General features: G+C 34.0%; 31 protein-coding genes. All 31 read left to right on the top strand.

The genetic code is table 11. From position 1 onward, the window contains the following. Window position 1: 1 nt before the first annotated feature. On the top strand, window positions 2-457 hold the full coding sequence (locus Q4528_RS02470) for a DUF3310 domain-containing protein (protein WP_072291767.1): 456 nt from the start codon (window positions 2-4) through the stop codon (window positions 455-457). Further along, window positions 441-659 carry a hypothetical protein gene (locus Q4528_RS02465; RefSeq protein WP_072291768.1) on the top strand — a complete coding sequence of 73 codons (219 nt, stop codon included), beginning with the start codon at window positions 441-443 and terminating at the stop codon, window positions 657-659. The genes Q4528_RS02470 and Q4528_RS02465 overlap by 17 nt, the downstream gene beginning before the upstream one ends. Next, complete coding sequence (locus Q4528_RS02460; RefSeq protein WP_072291769.1) at window positions 656-856, top strand: hypothetical protein; 201 nt, start codon at window positions 656-658, stop codon at window positions 854-856. Before Q4528_RS02465 ends, Q4528_RS02460 begins: the two co-directional genes overlap by 4 nt. After that, window positions 853-1,086 (top strand): SAV1978 family virulence-associated passenger protein, encoded by a 234-nt coding sequence (locus Q4528_RS02455; RefSeq protein ID WP_072291770.1) that lies wholly within the window; start codon window positions 853-855, stop codon window positions 1,084-1,086. Before Q4528_RS02460 ends, Q4528_RS02455 begins: the two co-directional genes overlap by 4 nt. Before the next feature lie 11 nt (window positions 1,087-1,097). Further along, window positions 1,098-1,316 (top strand): hypothetical protein, encoded by a 219-nt coding sequence (locus Q4528_RS02450; protein WP_096807834.1) that lies wholly within the window; start codon window positions 1,098-1,100, stop codon window positions 1,314-1,316. After that, the gene (locus Q4528_RS02445) at window positions 1,316-1,600 is read left to right on the top strand and encodes a DUF1024 family protein (protein ID WP_072291772.1); all 285 of its coding nucleotides are present in this window, start codon (window positions 1,316-1,318) and stop codon (window positions 1,598-1,600) included. Before Q4528_RS02450 ends, Q4528_RS02445 begins: the two co-directional genes overlap by 1 nt. Then, a complete protein-coding gene (locus tag Q4528_RS02440) occupies window positions 1,587-1,772 on the top strand; it encodes a hypothetical protein (protein WP_072291773.1) in 186 nt (61 codons plus the stop codon). Before Q4528_RS02445 ends, Q4528_RS02440 begins: the two co-directional genes overlap by 14 nt. Beyond that, on the top strand, window positions 1,772-2,092 hold the full coding sequence (locus Q4528_RS02435; RefSeq protein ID WP_072291774.1) for a MazG-like family protein: 321 nt from the start codon (window positions 1,772-1,774) through the stop codon (window positions 2,090-2,092). The genes Q4528_RS02440 and Q4528_RS02435 overlap by 1 nt, the downstream gene beginning before the upstream one ends. Window positions 2,093-2,128: 36 nt before the next feature. Further along, a complete protein-coding gene (locus Q4528_RS02430) occupies window positions 2,129-2,329 on the top strand; it encodes a hypothetical protein (protein ID WP_072291775.1) in 201 nt (66 codons plus the stop codon). Between the two features lie 265 nt (window positions 2,330-2,594). Beyond that, on the top strand, window positions 2,595-2,996 hold the full coding sequence (locus Q4528_RS02425; RefSeq protein ID WP_072291777.1) for a DUF7448 domain-containing protein: 402 nt from the start codon (window positions 2,595-2,597) through the stop codon (window positions 2,994-2,996). Then, the gene (locus Q4528_RS02420) at window positions 2,996-3,148 is read left to right on the top strand and encodes a DUF1381 domain-containing protein (protein ID WP_072291778.1); all 153 of its coding nucleotides are present in this window, start codon (window positions 2,996-2,998) and stop codon (window positions 3,146-3,148) included. The genes Q4528_RS02425 and Q4528_RS02420 overlap by 1 nt, the downstream gene beginning before the upstream one ends. Further along, window positions 3,141-3,440, top strand: a complete 300-nt coding sequence (locus tag Q4528_RS02415; protein ID WP_072291779.1) for a hypothetical protein — start codon at window positions 3,141-3,143, stop codon at window positions 3,438-3,440. Before Q4528_RS02420 ends, Q4528_RS02415 begins: the two co-directional genes overlap by 8 nt. Further along, a complete protein-coding gene (gene rinB / locus Q4528_RS02410; protein WP_141768793.1) occupies window positions 3,433-3,606 on the top strand; it encodes a transcriptional activator RinB in 174 nt (57 codons plus the stop codon). The genes Q4528_RS02415 and rinB overlap by 8 nt, the downstream gene beginning before the upstream one ends. Beyond that, complete coding sequence (locus tag Q4528_RS02405) at window positions 3,606-3,809, top strand: DUF1514 family protein (RefSeq protein ID WP_017636904.1); 204 nt, start codon at window positions 3,606-3,608, stop codon at window positions 3,807-3,809. The genes rinB and Q4528_RS02405 overlap by 1 nt, the downstream gene beginning before the upstream one ends. Window positions 3,810-3,894: 85 nt before the next feature. After that, the gene (locus Q4528_RS02400) at window positions 3,895-4,269 is read left to right on the top strand and encodes an SA1788 family PVL leukocidin-associated protein (protein ID WP_017636903.1); all 375 of its coding nucleotides are present in this window, start codon (window positions 3,895-3,897) and stop codon (window positions 4,267-4,269) included. 108 nt (window positions 4,270-4,377) lie between these two features. Further along, window positions 4,378-4,791 carry a hypothetical protein gene (locus tag Q4528_RS02395; RefSeq protein WP_029056517.1) on the top strand — a complete coding sequence of 138 codons (414 nt, stop codon included), beginning with the start codon at window positions 4,378-4,380 and terminating at the stop codon, window positions 4,789-4,791. A 214-nt stretch (window positions 4,792-5,005) separates the two neighbouring features. Further along, entirely contained in the window at window positions 5,006-5,317 is a 312-nt protein-coding gene (locus Q4528_RS02390; protein WP_096807833.1) for an HNH endonuclease, read from the top strand. After that, window positions 5,311-5,775: an NUMOD4 domain-containing protein gene (locus tag Q4528_RS02385; RefSeq protein WP_029056519.1), complete on the top strand. Its 465-nt coding sequence runs from the start codon at window positions 5,311-5,313 to the stop codon at window positions 5,773-5,775. The genes Q4528_RS02390 and Q4528_RS02385 overlap by 7 nt, the downstream gene beginning before the upstream one ends. Before the next feature lie 137 nt (window positions 5,776-5,912). Beyond that, on the top strand, window positions 5,913-6,278 hold the full coding sequence (locus Q4528_RS02380; RefSeq protein WP_072291780.1) for a hypothetical protein: 366 nt from the start codon (window positions 5,913-5,915) through the stop codon (window positions 6,276-6,278). Further along, complete coding sequence (locus tag Q4528_RS02375) at window positions 6,275-7,927, top strand: terminase TerL endonuclease subunit (RefSeq protein ID WP_303520408.1); 1,653 nt, start codon at window positions 6,275-6,277, stop codon at window positions 7,925-7,927. Before Q4528_RS02380 ends, Q4528_RS02375 begins: the two co-directional genes overlap by 4 nt. Before the next feature lie 11 nt (window positions 7,928-7,938). Further along, complete coding sequence (locus Q4528_RS02370) at window positions 7,939-9,102, top strand: phage portal protein (RefSeq protein WP_029056521.1); 1,164 nt, start codon at window positions 7,939-7,941, stop codon at window positions 9,100-9,102. Then, complete coding sequence (locus tag Q4528_RS02365; protein ID WP_072291783.1) at window positions 9,092-9,862, top strand: head maturation protease, ClpP-related; 771 nt, start codon at window positions 9,092-9,094, stop codon at window positions 9,860-9,862. The genes Q4528_RS02370 and Q4528_RS02365 overlap by 11 nt, the downstream gene beginning before the upstream one ends. Window positions 9,863-9,879: 17 nt before the next feature. Beyond that, window positions 9,880-11,100, top strand: a complete 1,221-nt coding sequence (locus Q4528_RS02360) for a phage major capsid protein (RefSeq protein ID WP_072291784.1) — start codon at window positions 9,880-9,882, stop codon at window positions 11,098-11,100. A gap of 12 nt (window positions 11,101-11,112) precedes the next feature. Continuing rightward, entirely contained in the window at window positions 11,113-11,283 is a 171-nt protein-coding gene (locus tag Q4528_RS02355) for a hypothetical protein (RefSeq protein ID WP_177244129.1), read from the top strand. Window positions 11,284-11,306: 23 nt separating this feature from the next. Continuing rightward, window positions 11,307-11,576: a hypothetical protein gene (locus Q4528_RS02350; protein ID WP_303520404.1), complete on the top strand. Its 270-nt coding sequence runs from the start codon at window positions 11,307-11,309 to the stop codon at window positions 11,574-11,576. Beyond that, window positions 11,557-11,910 (top strand): phage head-tail adapter protein, encoded by a 354-nt coding sequence (locus tag Q4528_RS02345; protein ID WP_237450951.1) that lies wholly within the window; start codon window positions 11,557-11,559, stop codon window positions 11,908-11,910. The genes Q4528_RS02350 and Q4528_RS02345 overlap by 20 nt, the downstream gene beginning before the upstream one ends. Then, window positions 11,907-12,302 carry a hypothetical protein gene (locus Q4528_RS02340; protein ID WP_072291786.1) on the top strand — a complete coding sequence of 132 codons (396 nt, stop codon included), beginning with the start codon at window positions 11,907-11,909 and terminating at the stop codon, window positions 12,300-12,302. Before Q4528_RS02345 ends, Q4528_RS02340 begins: the two co-directional genes overlap by 4 nt. Then, window positions 12,303-12,707 carry a hypothetical protein gene (locus tag Q4528_RS02335; protein WP_072291787.1) on the top strand — a complete coding sequence of 135 codons (405 nt, stop codon included), beginning with the start codon at window positions 12,303-12,305 and terminating at the stop codon, window positions 12,705-12,707. A gap of 64 nt (window positions 12,708-12,771) precedes the next feature. Then, window positions 12,772-13,461: a major tail protein gene (locus Q4528_RS02330; RefSeq protein WP_072291788.1), complete on the top strand. Its 690-nt coding sequence runs from the start codon at window positions 12,772-12,774 to the stop codon at window positions 13,459-13,461. Window positions 13,462-13,560: 99 nt separating this feature from the next. Next, window positions 13,561-13,878 (top strand): phage tail assembly chaperone G, encoded by a 318-nt coding sequence (gene gpG, locus Q4528_RS02325; RefSeq protein WP_029056527.1) that lies wholly within the window; start codon window positions 13,561-13,563, stop codon window positions 13,876-13,878. Next, entirely contained in the window at window positions 13,875-14,114 is a 240-nt protein-coding gene (locus tag Q4528_RS02320; RefSeq protein ID WP_201454198.1) for a UPF0158 family protein, read from the top strand. The genes gpG and Q4528_RS02320 overlap by 4 nt, the downstream gene beginning before the upstream one ends. Window positions 14,115-14,132: the final 18 nt, after the last annotated feature.

Raw genomic sequence — 14,132 nt, 5'->3', positions numbered from 1 at the left:
TATGAAAATTAAAGACTTAAAGTCTAACGATTGGGTGCAGTTCATAGGATATAATGGACAGTCGCAATATGGTAAGTATACTCAACGTTGCAAAAATTTAGTGACTGGTGAGGATTTCACCGACTTGATTATGCATAATGGACAAACCTACAGACTAACTGATAATGACGATTTTGTTGTTGTGGACTTACCATTTACACAGAAGTTAGATGAATCAATAGATGTATCTAATCGTACACCGAAACATTATCAAGGTAGTGACGGGATAGACGTGATCGAATTCTTATATCAACAACTTTCATTTGAAGAATTCAAAGGCTATATGAAGGGCAATATGATTAAATACCCTGTGCGTAGTGGCAGAAAAGACAATGAAAAAGAAGATATCAAAAAAGCGTATGACTATGCAGGTAGATTAATAGAAAAGTTAGAGAAAAACGATGCCGAACAAAGCTAGATACGATTTTGTCATATATCACGACGATGAAATGTTAACACACGGAACACGTGAAGAGTGCGCAAAATTTTTAAAGGTACAACCTGAAAGTATTAATCGTCTTGCGTTAGATAGATATGTTAAGCGAGCTGACGAAAAGGGTGGCTACACAATAGCAGTTAAGGTACCTATCGAAGAAGTCGAAAGAGAGGCAGCACAATGACAACTAACACATTAGAACTATCCTCAACGATCAACCAACGTTATAAATACGATACTGCAGGTAAGACACCAACTCAGATACAAAGTGAGTTACGTAAGAAAGGCGTGCAAGGTTTTGTGGTTAAGGTGGTTGGAAGCAAAGTCACAATGAAAGTAAAAGGAGAACACATCAAAAGTAATAGGGAGTGTATGAGATGAGTAAAAAAGCATTCCTCAATCAATACTTTGGCACTAAACGTTACTTGTATCAAGATGATAAAAGAGTGGCGCATATGCACATAGTGAATGGTGTGTATTACCTACACGGTCATCACAAGACGAAGTGGTCAGGTATCAAGTTGACGTTTAACAGTGAGCAGGAGTTTAACGAGCACATTAAGCAGTACGGATTAAGTTTGGAAAAAGATAAGCAATTAATTTTATTTTAGGAGTGAGTGGAATGCCAGTAACATTATCACAAGAAAGCTACGACGCAATGTTAGAGGATATTAAGACGTTGCGTGAGCGTATTGGAGAAGCAGAGAAAAAAGCAAAGGCATGGGACAACTACTGTAAGAGTGTAGAGGAAGATTTAAAAAAAGAATTCGGTAAAGGCAGTAAAAAGGTTGATGTCGGAATGGAATTGAACAATAACATCTTTATGGAGCGTGAAGAGTGATGACTAACCGTGAACAGATTGAACAAGCTGTTATTAGTGCAGGGGCATTTAATGGCAATGATACAGATGAGTTGTTGAGTGAGATAAGCAAGGTTTATGAGAAGGTAAGTAATTATGAAACAATTTTAAATTTCATAGCAGAAAAAATAAGTGTATTAAAAGTGAGACAACGATACACGTTAGATACTAAACAAATAGAAAATATCGAAATTCTATTAAAAGAATATAAAGAAATTGAAAGAGAAATTTTGATATTGGAGCGTGGTAGTGATGTGGAAAATTAAAGAGTTCAGAGATTTTGATGACGACGATAACAGACCAGCAACAGAACAATTAGAACATCACCTATTGAAATATCCAAATACACAAGTGTTAGGTTATTCAGTTAATCATTTTGAGAACGCAAACAATAGAGAACGATCATACATTTTAATTAAATACCAGGAGGAAAATTAATGACTAATCAATTAGATCAATTAGTAAAAGCAGTAGAACAATGGAGTATCGATAAAGGACTTGATAAAGGTAATAGCTTTACACAGTATGCTAAATCAAGCGAAGAAATGGGTGAGGTTGCTGCTGCACTATGCAGAGACAACACAGACGCTCTTAGAGACGGTATAGGAGACGTTGTTGTTACTTTAGTGATATTGGCACAACAAAATAATATGACGTTACGGGAGTGTTTAGAACAAGCTTATGGAGAGATTAAAGACAGAACAGGAGTCATGTCAAAAGACGGGAGCTTCATCAAATCAGAAGACATCGAAAGATAAAGATATTCTGACTAAAATTCGGGAGGTGCTGGGGAAGTGAATTTTGAACACCCAACAATCAAAATATTGAGAAGATTATTTGAGGGCAAAGATGAAACTAATATACACATTTCTCATTTGAATCTTATAGATTATGAAGTTATTGAAATGGTTACTAAATATAAACTTTCGGAAACACATACACGAAATGAACATTTTAGAGATGTAGTGACTTTGAAATTTAAGAAGAAAGATTAAGCGAGGTGCTGGGGAAGTGAATCATATATTCATTATAGTTTTGGGAGGATTGTCATATGGGATTTTCAGTTTTGTATTCGATAAGTATTTGGAAACTGATAAAAAGAATGATTTCAAATTGAATATATATAAACTAATAATGTTTATCATTCTTTTGATTACTGTTGCGTTTGCAGAAAAATATCATATGACTTCTGCCTATATTGTGATATTAGCATTTATTTTTATAGAGAAAATTAAAATGGTTAGTAAGGAGTGAGTGGGAATGTACGGTATTAATTACAAAAACTTTGAAGAAATAAAAGAACAAATATTATATAAAAAAGTAACTGCTTGGACCGATGAAACATTAACGCTAGATGATGGAACAGTAATTGAAATAGTTGAAAGTGAACAAGACTGCTGTGCACAAGCTGGGGGAACATGGACGAATGTAAAGCTAGACGCAGTTATTACTAACGTGAAAATAGAAGACGAAATTACACGTCCTCAATTTGAGGATTATCCATATGAAGAAAGTGAAAGTCTTGCTACTGTAGTTCTGTATCATAATCAAAATCCGATTGCACAAGGTGAATGTTATGCGGATGCAGGTAATGGTGACTTTTATTACAGTGTTTGCTCATTAAAAATTAAAGACGTTCATTATCCAGTGGTAGAACATTAATGACACAATATTTAATCACAACATTCACAGATTCAACAGGACGCAAACACAACCACGTTACACAGTCGAGAGATAATCAAACATTTACGGTGGTTGAGGCAGAGAGTAAGGAAGAGGCGTTGAAAAAATATGAGGAGGCAGACAATGAGTAATGATCCAAACAAAGATTTAGAAGATTTATTCAAAAATGATATGTTATTTAACTTCAATAAAAAGATGTATGAGAGTAATCCTCAAACAAAAGCAATGTTGGATATATTTAGAAAATATGGAATGACTGATGAAAATTCAGTGTTAGCATTAGCAGAATTAGGAACGTTAGACGCTGATGAAAACAATAACTTTCAAATTGACGCCAAATTAAATAGAGTTTTCAACAAGACTGATAATAACGCTAAAAAGCTAGATCGAATTATAAATTTATTGGAGGCAAACAATGATTAAACACATTCTAAAACTATTATTCACATTAGCAATGTATGAGCTAGGTAAGTATTTGACTAATGCAGTAATTGAACATTACAGATATAGAGAAGATGAAGTTGATAAACCACCACAAGACTTTAACCAACATGATCATATCCATTTAAACGATGAGGTGAGTAACTAATGTGGATAATCATATCAATCATACTTGCAGTTATTATATTATTCCTTGTTGGAAATAATGGTATGTTACGTAATGAAAACAACGGTTTGAGATACACTAACGTATACTTATTTACTCGTTTTGTTAAAGATAATGGTGAAGAAGGGATTAGAGAGTTACAAGAGGAAATGGAAAAGGTAGCTAACAAGTTTAATAAAAATTAATAATTTTTTAAAAAGTAGGGTAGCTCAATACTATGATTTGATATAAAATGAAAAACACTATACAAACAATCTGGAGATGTTTTAAATGTTAAAGACTACCATTAAAGTTAAAAATGAAAAAAGAGAGCTAACTAACTTGGAACTACAAAAGATGCAAGATAATGCTTTAGATCATGGTATTGTTAGTAACAGAATAAGGGATAATTGGACTGAAGAAGAAGTGTTTAACGTACCTAAAGGTATGAGCCGTACTCAATATGCTGAGTATAAATCTTTAAAAAATTTAGAAATTGCTAATAAAAATGATAAAAGTAACGACACACGAAATACTCTAAAGAAACCATGGCTATATAAAGTAAGACAATTACATGGGCGTTCAGAGTATGTACAAAGTCAAATGGATAACAATTCTTTTGTCAAACTGAAAAAGGATTGCTATGGAAGAATGCAAAGAGTTTAAAATTAATTATATATATATTTAAGGTAAAGGTACTAATTTACTCTAGTACCTTTATAATTTATACTATTATTAGTACCTGGTACTAAATGTAGGTAACGGAGGTAGTAGATGTATACACGTGACGAAGTAAGAAACATGATAGACAATTATAAGTGGATGCGTAATATTATTGAAGCACAGGTATATGATGCAGATAGTACATCTACTGCACAGTATGGTATAGAAGCAGTAATGCCTAAAGCTAAAGGTGGTACAGGTGATAAGGTATTAGTCAAAGTGTTAGATAGGAATAGAGATTATCGACGTAATGTAAAGCTACTCAACAAGCTACAGTTCATTGATAAGTACGAGGAATATGTAACAGATGATATGAACTATCACATACTACAATTGATTAAGATAGGTATCAAGCATAAGACTATCATGGAACTCATGGAGATAAAGAGCAAGTCTACATTCTATGGATGTGTTAATGAGATAGTCAATGTATACATGGATGCACAACAAGGTTACTATGATTAAAGGGTCGTACAAAAGGTAGTATCCTTATATGATTAAGAGGTACACTAAAAGTGCGTACCACATATGATTAATCGAACCAATCGAACACATCGAACCAATCGAACCATGTGTGCATTAGTCATATCAATAACATTATACTAGAGTCATACGATACGAATACATGAGGCACATCACATAGTGGTGTGTCTTTCTTTGTTATATAAGAGGTTTAACTATGGAAGATTACAATGAATACAAAGAACGTAAACGATTCTACAATAGTAAATCTTGGGAAGATGTTAGACAACAAGTTTTAAAGCGCGATAATTACGAATGCACTTGGTGTCGTGAAGAAGGTAGAGTAACGACAGATAAGCTTGAAATAGATCACATAGAAGAGTTACAGGATAGGCCGGATTTGAAATTGGAACCTGATAATTTAAGAACGTTGTGCCGAGCTTGTCACAACAAAAGACATCAACGATTTCAATATGGTGGAAATCAATTCAAACCAAAAGAAATTAAATGGAGAGATGAAAGATGGTAGAAGTGTGGAAGGATGTAGGCGAAACAAATTACCAAGTATCAAGTAAAGGTAACGTTCGTAACAAACATACCAATAGAATATTGGCACAATGGATACATGATGGTAGATATAAAAGAGTTTCTTTCAATGGAAAAGGGCATCGAGTTCACAGACTCGTTGCTCTTTATTTTATTGATAATCCACTAAATAAAGAAGAAGTTAATCATATTGATGGAAATAAATTTAACAACAATGTAGAAAACTTAGAGTGGGTTACAGGTGAAGAAAATAATAATCATGCTTTGAAGGAAAATATTAATTTCAGACCTTTATCAAAAGAAAAAGTTATTAATATTTACAACTATTATCGAAGTAATAAAAATATAAAAGAAGTTTGTAATCGATTTAATATTTCAAGAAGTACTTTATATCAAATAAGAACTAAAAGAACTTATAAAGATTATTTAGAACATGTATAATTACCGCCCCCCATTAAAACAAATGAACAAAATTTTATTTCAGGGAGAACGGCGTGAGGGCTCGATTTTGCAAGTTTTCATAATTCTTTCATATGTAACCCTAACCCCGCCCAATAAAATAGAAAGGAGTGAATTAAATGCAATTAACTGCAAAACAACGCAAAGAACGTGAAAAGTTAGTCGATAAAGAAGAAAAAAGGTTACATGCCATCTTCAAAGATATCCCACAAGAAAAACAGAATGTAGTTCAAGGTCTTATCATTCAAGCAGCACGTATGCGAGTGATGTTGAACTATATGTGGGAAGATATTCAAGAGAATGGCGAATACGACATGTTCCAACAATCTCAAAATGTACCTGCCTATGAGCGTGAACGACCAATTGCTCGTTTGTACAATACACGTGACCAATCTTATCAACGTGTGATGAAACAATTAACCGATTTATTACCTAAAGATGCTAAACCAGTTGAAACTGATGAACCAGTAGATGATTATGTATGATTCGTAACAAATATGTAGATGAATACATTCAACAATGGTGTGACGGTAAAATCATTTTAAATCAAGAACGTATTGATCTGATTAACTATTTAGAAAATCATGTTTTAGTGAAAGATAATATCTACTTTGATGATGAAAAGATAGATAAGTGTATCAAATTTATCAATAAATGGTACTTTCCAGTACAACCGTTTCAGAAATTCATCATTGCTTTTTTATTGTTAATGGATGAAGAGTTAGATACCCCATACTTCACAGAATTCGCTTTATTTATGGGCAGAGGTGCAGGTAAGAATGGTTTTATAAGTGCAATAAGTGATTTCTTTACTACACCAATACATGGTATTAAAAAATACGATATTTCAATAGTTGCGAACAGCGAAGAACAAGCAAAAACATCATTCAATGAGATATACGACGTTTTATTAGAAAATAAGCGCAATAAAACAGGAGAACGACCTAAAGCACCTTATGAAGTAAGTAAAACGGAAATTAAAAACCGTTCTACTGGTTCAATTATTAGATATAACACTTCTAATACTAAAACTAAAGATGGTGGTCGTGAAGGTTGTGTAATCTTTGATGAAATTGCTATTTATGAAACAGCGGATATGGTAAACGTCAAACGTGGTGGTTTAGGAAAAGTGCTGCATGACAGAACGTTTTACATTTCAACTGACGGTTTTGTCCGTGAAGGCTTTATGGATGACATGAAAGATAGAATCTTAGAAGTGTTGGAAGGCAAGAATACAGAAGATAGGATTTTCCCATTTTATTGTAAACTTGATGATCCTAAAGAAGTTGATGATGAAACGATGTGGGAAAAAGCTAACCCAATGCTACACCCACCATTAACAGGATATGCAAAGAATTTAAAAAGAAAAATTAAAGAAGAATATAATGTTTTGCATATCAATCGCTCAAATAAACCAGAATTCATGACAAAACGTATGAACTTACCTGAAGTCGATGAAGAAAAAGTTGTTGCGCCATGGGAAGAAATCAAAGCTACGAATAAACCTTTACCTAATCTCGAAAATAAAGCCTGCATTGGAGGTCTCGACTACGCGTTAGTTCGAGATTTTGCCAGTGTGGGCTTATTGTTTAGAGATAATGACGAGTATTACTGGTTAACACATTCGTTTATCAGACGTGAATTTTTAGAAACAATACATCTTGAGCCTCCGATTGAGCAATGGGCAGATGATGGTTTATTAACAATCGTTGATGATGACGTCATTGATATTTCATACATTGTTAATTGGTTTTTACAACAACAAAGTAAATACAATTTAACGAAAGTCATATCAGATAACTTCAGAACAGATATTGTTAGACGACCATTTGAAGAGGCAGGGATTCCATTAGAAGTGATTAAAAATCCAACTGCTATACATGGTTTGCTCGCACCTAGAATTGACACCATGTTTGCTAAGAAACAAATTACCTTTGGGGACAATCCATTGATGAGATGGTTCACAAACAATGTGGCAGTCAAAATGCAGCCAGATGGTAGTAAGAAATACATCAAAAAAGATGAAGTTAGACGTAAAACTGATGGTTTCCATGCCATGTTACACGCACTTTATCGTGCAGATGAGATATTAGAGTATGATCAACCGTTTATCATGGCAGATATTAGCTTTTAGGAGGTGGGATTTTGAGTATATTCGACAGAATTATGGGCAGGAATGAAGCAATCGAATTTAGTTATGATTTTGAATTGTTACATGAGACGTCACACAAAGCTTACATAAAAAAGTGGGCATTAGATACGTGTATAAATCATATAGCTAGAACAATTAGTCAAACTAAATTTGAAATTATTGATAGTGAAAGTAAAGATACATCTTCGACAACGCACTATAAATTGAATGTTAGGCCAAATACTGATGAAAGTGCTGCAACATTTTGGCAAAAGGTAATACGAAAGTTGATTTATGATAATGAAGTGTTAATTGTTGTTACTGATTCAAAGGATTTAGTTATTGCAGATGACTTTGTGAGAGAGGAATACGCACTCTATGATGATATATTTGACCACGTCATAGTACGTGAGTTCGAGTTTGAACGTTCATTTAGAATGAGTGAAGTGATATACCTTGAATACAACAATGAAGCAATTACAAATATGTTATATGGCTTGTTTAATGATTATGGTGATATCTTTGGTCGAATGATTAAGTCTAATTTAATGAGTAACCAAATTAGAGCTACCTTAGGAATGGAGGCTAATACACCATTAACCAATGCAAGCAATGAGGACATGCAGAGATTTATTAATAATGCATATAAAGCATTTGAAAATAATGACATAGCTATTGTTCCAGTTCAAAAAGGTTATAAGTATGAAGAACATACATCTAGTAATACAAAAAACACATCACAAATCGATGATATGGCTAAAGTACCTAACCAGTTACTAAGTTATGTTGCTAGAAACTTAGGAATACCAGTTGGATTGATTAATGGAGATACGGCAGATATAGAAGCAATGACTGATAATTATATGAAGTTCTGTATCAAACCGATTATTGAAAAAATAACCGATGAATTGAATGCTAAATTGTTTAGCGAACGAGGATATAAAGAAGGTAAAAGAATTAAAGCTATAAGTATCGACCAAAAAGGACCACTTGAAGTGAGTGAAGCAGTAGACAAACTCATTGCAAGTGGTTCTTTCAATAGAGATGAAATTCGAGTGCTTACAGGTTTTGAGCCTATCGGAAGTGAAGATATGCAGAAGTTTATTATCACTAAAAACTATCAAACTGTAGATGAAGAATCTACAGGTAATGAAGGAGGTGATATAAATGGCGAATAACGAAATCGACATCTACGGATTGATTGATAGCGCAACAATTGAAGGTATGACAATTAGTCCACAATATGTGCGTGATCAATTAAAAGCTATGGGAGATGTTGATGAAGTCATTGTGAATATTAATAGTAATGGTGGCGATGTTTTCAGTGGTGTAACGATTTACAACATGTTAAAACGTTTTGATGCTCACATCACAGTTAATGTTGATGGCCTTGCTGCAAGTATTGCTTCTGTGATTGCAATGGCAGGCGACACCATTAATATGCCGGGTAACGCCATGTTAATGGTACATAATGCTTGGACGATTGGTGAAGGTGATTCAAGAAGTTTTAAAAAGCAAGCGGAAGATTTAGAACGCATTAACAGTGTTGTATTTAACAGTTATGTCGATAAAAACCCTGACATAGACCATGCGATTCTTCAAGACTATATGGATGAAGAAACATGGCTAACTGCTAAAGAGGCTAAAAAATTAGGTTTAATCGACAATATTACTGAGAACTCAAGAGTTGCAGCTGCAACCACATCAACAATCTTGGGAGGTGACAAATTCATGGCTAGATACCATAACGAAGATCCTAATCAACAACCAAAAGAAACAAATGATATCACTGTTGAAGATGTAATGGACAAATTAGAAGAAATTTTAGCTGAAGTTAAAAAAGGTAATGACAAAGGTTCAGACGAACCGAATAAACAAACGGAAAGTAAACCTGCAGAAAACAGTTTTGCACGTTTATTCAATATGAATATTAAATAATAAAGGAGAATTTAATTATGGCAATTGACTTAGAAAATCGAGAAGAGTTTCAAAACTCTCAACAATTATTAAAAGAGTTTTCGAATATGAGTTCTAAAGCTTCTGATGAAGAAGTGAAAGAAAAATACACAGAATATATGAATGCTTATTCTGAAGAATTAGCAAACGCTATTCGTAAAGACATGAAACAAGAACAAGGTGACAACGCAGTATTAAATGCGCGTAATGTTAACCGTTTAACTAACGAAGAAAAGAAATTCTACAACGCATTAGTTTCAGAAGACCATGTAAATACTGATACTAACTGGAAAGATGGAGAATTATTACCTGAAACAGTTGTTGATCGTATCTTTGAAGATATTGAAACTGAACACCCATTATTGAAACATATCACAATTCAACGTGCTGGATTACGTGCACGTGTGATTCGTTCAGTGCCAGAAGGTCAAGTTGTTTGGGGTCCAGTGTTCTCAGAAATTAAAGGTCAACTAGAGGCTTCATTCTTTGAACAAGACGTTACATTAGGTAAAGCAACTGCATTTGTTGTAGTACCAAAAGATTTAAAAGATGCAGGTGTGCAATGGGTTGACCGTTATGTACGTGCACAAATCAAAGAAGCTTTCGCAGTAGCAATTGAAAAAACTGCTATTCAAGGTTTAGGTGCTGCTAAAAACCAACCAGTAGGATTAATGAATGAAATTAATCGTACAAACGGTGCGGTATCAGAAAAAACTTCTGCAGGAACATTAACATTAGCTGATGCAGAAACATCAATTAAAGAAATTGGTAACATTATCAAAAACTTATCAATTAAAGAATACTATGATAAAGACGGTAATGTTAAACGTTCTAAAGGTGCTAGCGTATTAAATAACGTTGTTATTGCGTTAAACCCTGCAGACTATATCTACACTGGTATTGCATTCATGCAATTACACAATGGCCAATTTGTAAGTCCGGTACCATTTAACGTGACGTTCGAGCAATCTGAATTTGTACCTCAAGGTAAAGCAGTAGCATTCGATAAAACACGTTATAACTTCTATGCTGGTAGTGAAGTAATCGTTCGTGAGTTCGACCAAACATTAGCATTAGAAGATATGGACTTGTATACGGCGAAACAGTTCTTATATGCAGAACCCGATGATAACAAAACTTCATTTGTATATGATGTTGATTTCAGTTCATTCGGCGCGCCTACATCAACTGACGCTGCAGCAACTGAGCCGACAGCATAGGAGGTGTATATAATGGCCAATTATAAAGTGTTAAAAAACTACAACGATAAGCAATTAGCAAAGTCTCTTAAAGCAGGAGACAAAGTAGAAATGACAGTGAAACGTGCAGATGAAGTTGAAAAAACTTTGTCTGCGAATGGTTTTAAAGGACCTTTCTTAGAACGAGTTAGAGAATCGAAGTGATTTAAATGATTACTGATACGCATGTGGAAGAATTCAAAAATCGTAATAGAATTTTTTATGATATCGAAGATGATCGTATTAAAAACGATTTAGGGATGTCTTATGAAGATATTAAAGCAAAATGTGGGGACTTCGATATGGAACAATGCTCATTAGGTCGTGAATTAGTTTATGAACGTACAAGATATGTATTCAACGATAAACTAGAGGAATTCCACAATAATTTTTTATCTAGTATTGTTCAATTCCAAATCATGAACATGGAGGTGTCAGATGATGGCACTACAACGTAATGAATTTGTGACTGGTGGCGACATGAGAACGCCAGTTGCATTTTATAAAGCAACACCGACAGACGACTTTTTTCCTGGTGAAACTGTGGAAGAGGTCGTTTTTAAGTGTTTTGCTAATGTTTATCAACCATCAAAGAAAGATTTGGACATGACGAACAATCAAGCTAGTTTAACTATGGTTACGTATCATCCTATTAATATAGAAATTACTGATGATATGTATTTTGAAATTCAACTACCGCAATATAGGAATAAAAAATACAATATTCAACAAGTCTTTGATGATACAGATAACCATAGGAACATTAAGATTATTGGGAAGATTTCAGAATGAGCGTAGACGTTAAAGGTGTTCACCAAATGCTTAGGCAGATTGGCGAAAAGTACGGAGAAGCCCAAATGCTTAAAGCTCAAGATAAAGCATTGAACAAAGGCTCTAAATACTTTGTAAATGTGTTGAAAGCGAATTTTGAAGTGTTCCGTGATACAGGAGCAAGTATTCATGAAGTTTCAGTTACTGACCCTTATTATGTTCACGGGAAAACAAGAATGGTTAAAGTTCACTGGCATGGTTCAATGAACCGCTATGCGATTATACATTTAAACGAATGGGGAACAATTAAAAACCCAAACCCAAGAGGTAAAGGTGCAATTGCTAGAACAATGTTTATGACTGAACGACCATTCAGAGAAATTATAAAGCAATCATTGGAAGGAGACTTGTAAATGTTTGATATGTTGAAAACTTTAAAAAAATATCTATTGAACAACGCAACAATTGCTCAACATTGTACAGGTCGAATTCGAGCTTACACATATGACGAGACGGCAGATAGGTCGAATCATTATATATTGATTGACCCTCTTGTCTCCCCACAACCCGAAACCTACGCAAGTGATAATAATTTAACAACCGAATATCTATATCAAATTGATGTTCGTGGTCCTAATTATGATGTGGTTAAACTTCTACAAGAAGAGATCCGTCAAACCTTATGGTCAATAGGATTTAAACAAGTGGATGAAACTGATGAATATGACACAGATTTAAAACTGTATATGGATGCACGACGCTACCGTGGAAATCCTTATACGATAGATGGTTTAAGACATATAGATAAAAATATTTAATTGATTAGCCTTTCGTGAGAAACGAAGGGCTATTTTAATGCAAAAATTTAAGGAGGATATTTAAATGGGTAGATATAATGCCGCTACAGGTTTAGGAAAAATGTACTATGCAGTATTACAAGAAGAAAGTGATGGAACAGTTAAAACTTCAGGTATTAAAGAAGTTGATTATGTTCAAGAGCTTTCTATTGAATTTGGTGAAGAATTAGAAAAAGCTTATGGTTCTAACAAGGTTGCTGAAATTGCAAAATCAGCAGGTGAAACACAATTATCTTTAACTTTCCATAAGTTACCAATTGATGTTCAAAAAGACTTATTAGGATTAATTGAACACGAAACAAATAAATCAGTTTATGGCTTTGGTAAATCAACTGGTATTACTTATACAGCCGTAGCTATCCCACGTACAATGGAAGATGGCTCTCAAGAGTGGTTTGGATTATCAAAAGGTGTATTCACACGACCAAACAAAGAAGGACAAACTAAAGAAGATGGTGTTGAATTCGGTTCAGATGAAATCGAAGGTCAATTCATGGAACGTAAAGTTGATGGATTCGATGAAGAGTTAGCAGTGGTTATGGCTTACGATGACCAAGGCAAAACTGAAGGTCGTGACACGATTTTCAATTCAATCTTCGGTAAAACGTTTGATACGGTTCAAACAACAGCTGAACCTTTAAGTACATCAACATTTTCTGATAGTACTGCAAGTGAATCTACTACAGATGCAGAAGCAACTGAACCAACAGCATAATTGATTTATAGACGACTTCGGTCGTCTATTTTTGTATACAAAAATAAAAACTAATTATTCGGTCTAAAAGAAAACCCGATGAAAAGGAGAATATAAATTATGGCAGTTAAAAAATTTATTGAATTATACGATGAAAATGGAGAAGTGAAAAAATATCATGCACCTGCATTTATTAAAGGTAGTGTTGCACGTAAAGGTTTCAATTTAGGTAAAGAATTCCAAAAATTAGAACAAGATGGCGGCGAATTTGACGATAACTTACTAGACAAATTATATAGCTTTATTGCAAATGACTTATATGATGGTCAATTCACTGCAGAAGAGTTTGAAGATGGAATTGATGCACGTGAAGTTATCACGGTTGCAATGGAACAATTAGGCGGTATCTTAGGTGACGAGGGAAAGACAACGAAATAGATGACTCTCGTTTAAAGCCCGAAGATTTCACTTATGAAAAACAATCAGAATATCTTGATACGCTTTATAAAGAGTTGATGGAAAATGGTTGGAAAATGCCTGAGATTGACAACACAGATATTTATCAGTTACTTCGCATTATGAATAATAAGAAGAAATCTAAAACGAAGAAAGTTGGTAAAAACGAGAGCCTAATTGGAGCTATAACAGGTAAAGACCCTAGAGCTTCAAGCTAGGCTCTCTTTTTTTATTTC

Source organism: Staphylococcus pasteuri (genome assembly GCF_030547725.1).
GTDB classification, from domain to species: domain Bacteria; phylum Bacillota; class Bacilli; order Staphylococcales; family Staphylococcaceae; genus Staphylococcus; species Staphylococcus pasteuri.
The sequence above is the reverse complement of the archived record's forward strand: the minus strand, read 5'-3'. Positions and strand labels throughout refer to the sequence as shown.

Excerpts from the sequence above, each read along its gene's own strand:
- Q4528_RS02470 (WP_072291767.1), top strand. The coding sequence starts at position 2 with ATGAAAATTAAAGACTTAAAGTCTAACGATTGGGTGCAGTTCATAGGA.
- Q4528_RS02465 (WP_072291768.1), top strand. The coding sequence starts at position 441 with ATGCCGAACAAAGCTAGATACGATTTTGTCATATATCACGACGATGAA.
- Q4528_RS02460 (WP_072291769.1), top strand. The coding sequence starts at position 656 with ATGACAACTAACACATTAGAACTATCCTCAACGATCAACCAACGTTAT.
- Q4528_RS02455 (WP_072291770.1), top strand. The coding sequence starts at position 853 with ATGAGTAAAAAAGCATTCCTCAATCAATACTTTGGCACTAAACGTTAC.
- Q4528_RS02450 (WP_096807834.1), top strand. The coding sequence starts at position 1,098 with ATGCCAGTAACATTATCACAAGAAAGCTACGACGCAATGTTAGAGGAT.
- Q4528_RS02445 (WP_072291772.1), top strand. The coding sequence starts at position 1,316 with ATGACTAACCGTGAACAGATTGAACAAGCTGTTATTAGTGCAGGGGCA.
- Q4528_RS02440 (WP_072291773.1), top strand. The coding sequence starts at position 1,587 with ATGTGGAAAATTAAAGAGTTCAGAGATTTTGATGACGACGATAACAGA.
- Q4528_RS02435 (WP_072291774.1), top strand. The coding sequence starts at position 1,772 with ATGACTAATCAATTAGATCAATTAGTAAAAGCAGTAGAACAATGGAGT.
- Q4528_RS02425 (WP_072291777.1), top strand. The coding sequence starts at position 2,595 with ATGTACGGTATTAATTACAAAAACTTTGAAGAAATAAAAGAACAAATA.
- Q4528_RS02420 (WP_072291778.1), top strand. The coding sequence starts at position 2,996 with ATGACACAATATTTAATCACAACATTCACAGATTCAACAGGACGCAAA.
- Q4528_RS02415 (WP_072291779.1), top strand. The coding sequence starts at position 3,141 with ATGAGTAATGATCCAAACAAAGATTTAGAAGATTTATTCAAAAATGAT.
- rinB (WP_141768793.1), top strand. The coding sequence starts at position 3,433 with ATGATTAAACACATTCTAAAACTATTATTCACATTAGCAATGTATGAG.
- Q4528_RS02405 (WP_017636904.1), top strand. The coding sequence starts at position 3,606 with ATGTGGATAATCATATCAATCATACTTGCAGTTATTATATTATTCCTT.
- Q4528_RS02400 (WP_017636903.1), top strand. The coding sequence starts at position 3,895 with ATGTTAAAGACTACCATTAAAGTTAAAAATGAAAAAAGAGAGCTAACT.
- Q4528_RS02395 (WP_029056517.1), top strand. The coding sequence starts at position 4,378 with ATGTATACACGTGACGAAGTAAGAAACATGATAGACAATTATAAGTGG.
- Q4528_RS02390 (WP_096807833.1), top strand. The coding sequence starts at position 5,006 with ATGGAAGATTACAATGAATACAAAGAACGTAAACGATTCTACAATAGT.
- Q4528_RS02385 (WP_029056519.1), top strand. The coding sequence starts at position 5,311 with ATGGTAGAAGTGTGGAAGGATGTAGGCGAAACAAATTACCAAGTATCA.
- Q4528_RS02380 (WP_072291780.1), top strand. The coding sequence starts at position 5,913 with ATGCAATTAACTGCAAAACAACGCAAAGAACGTGAAAAGTTAGTCGAT.
- Q4528_RS02375 (WP_303520408.1), top strand. The coding sequence starts at position 6,275 with ATGATTCGTAACAAATATGTAGATGAATACATTCAACAATGGTGTGAC.
- Q4528_RS02365 (WP_072291783.1), top strand. The coding sequence starts at position 9,092 with ATGGCGAATAACGAAATCGACATCTACGGATTGATTGATAGCGCAACA.
- Q4528_RS02360 (WP_072291784.1), top strand. The coding sequence starts at position 9,880 with ATGGCAATTGACTTAGAAAATCGAGAAGAGTTTCAAAACTCTCAACAA.
- Q4528_RS02355 (WP_177244129.1), top strand. The coding sequence starts at position 11,113 with ATGGCCAATTATAAAGTGTTAAAAAACTACAACGATAAGCAATTAGCA.
- Q4528_RS02345 (WP_237450951.1), top strand. The coding sequence starts at position 11,557 with ATGATGGCACTACAACGTAATGAATTTGTGACTGGTGGCGACATGAGA.
- Q4528_RS02340 (WP_072291786.1), top strand. The coding sequence starts at position 11,907 with ATGAGCGTAGACGTTAAAGGTGTTCACCAAATGCTTAGGCAGATTGGC.
- Q4528_RS02335 (WP_072291787.1), top strand. The coding sequence starts at position 12,303 with ATGTTTGATATGTTGAAAACTTTAAAAAAATATCTATTGAACAACGCA.
- Q4528_RS02330 (WP_072291788.1), top strand. The coding sequence starts at position 12,772 with ATGGGTAGATATAATGCCGCTACAGGTTTAGGAAAAATGTACTATGCA.
- gpG (WP_029056527.1), top strand. The coding sequence starts at position 13,561 with ATGGCAGTTAAAAAATTTATTGAATTATACGATGAAAATGGAGAAGTG.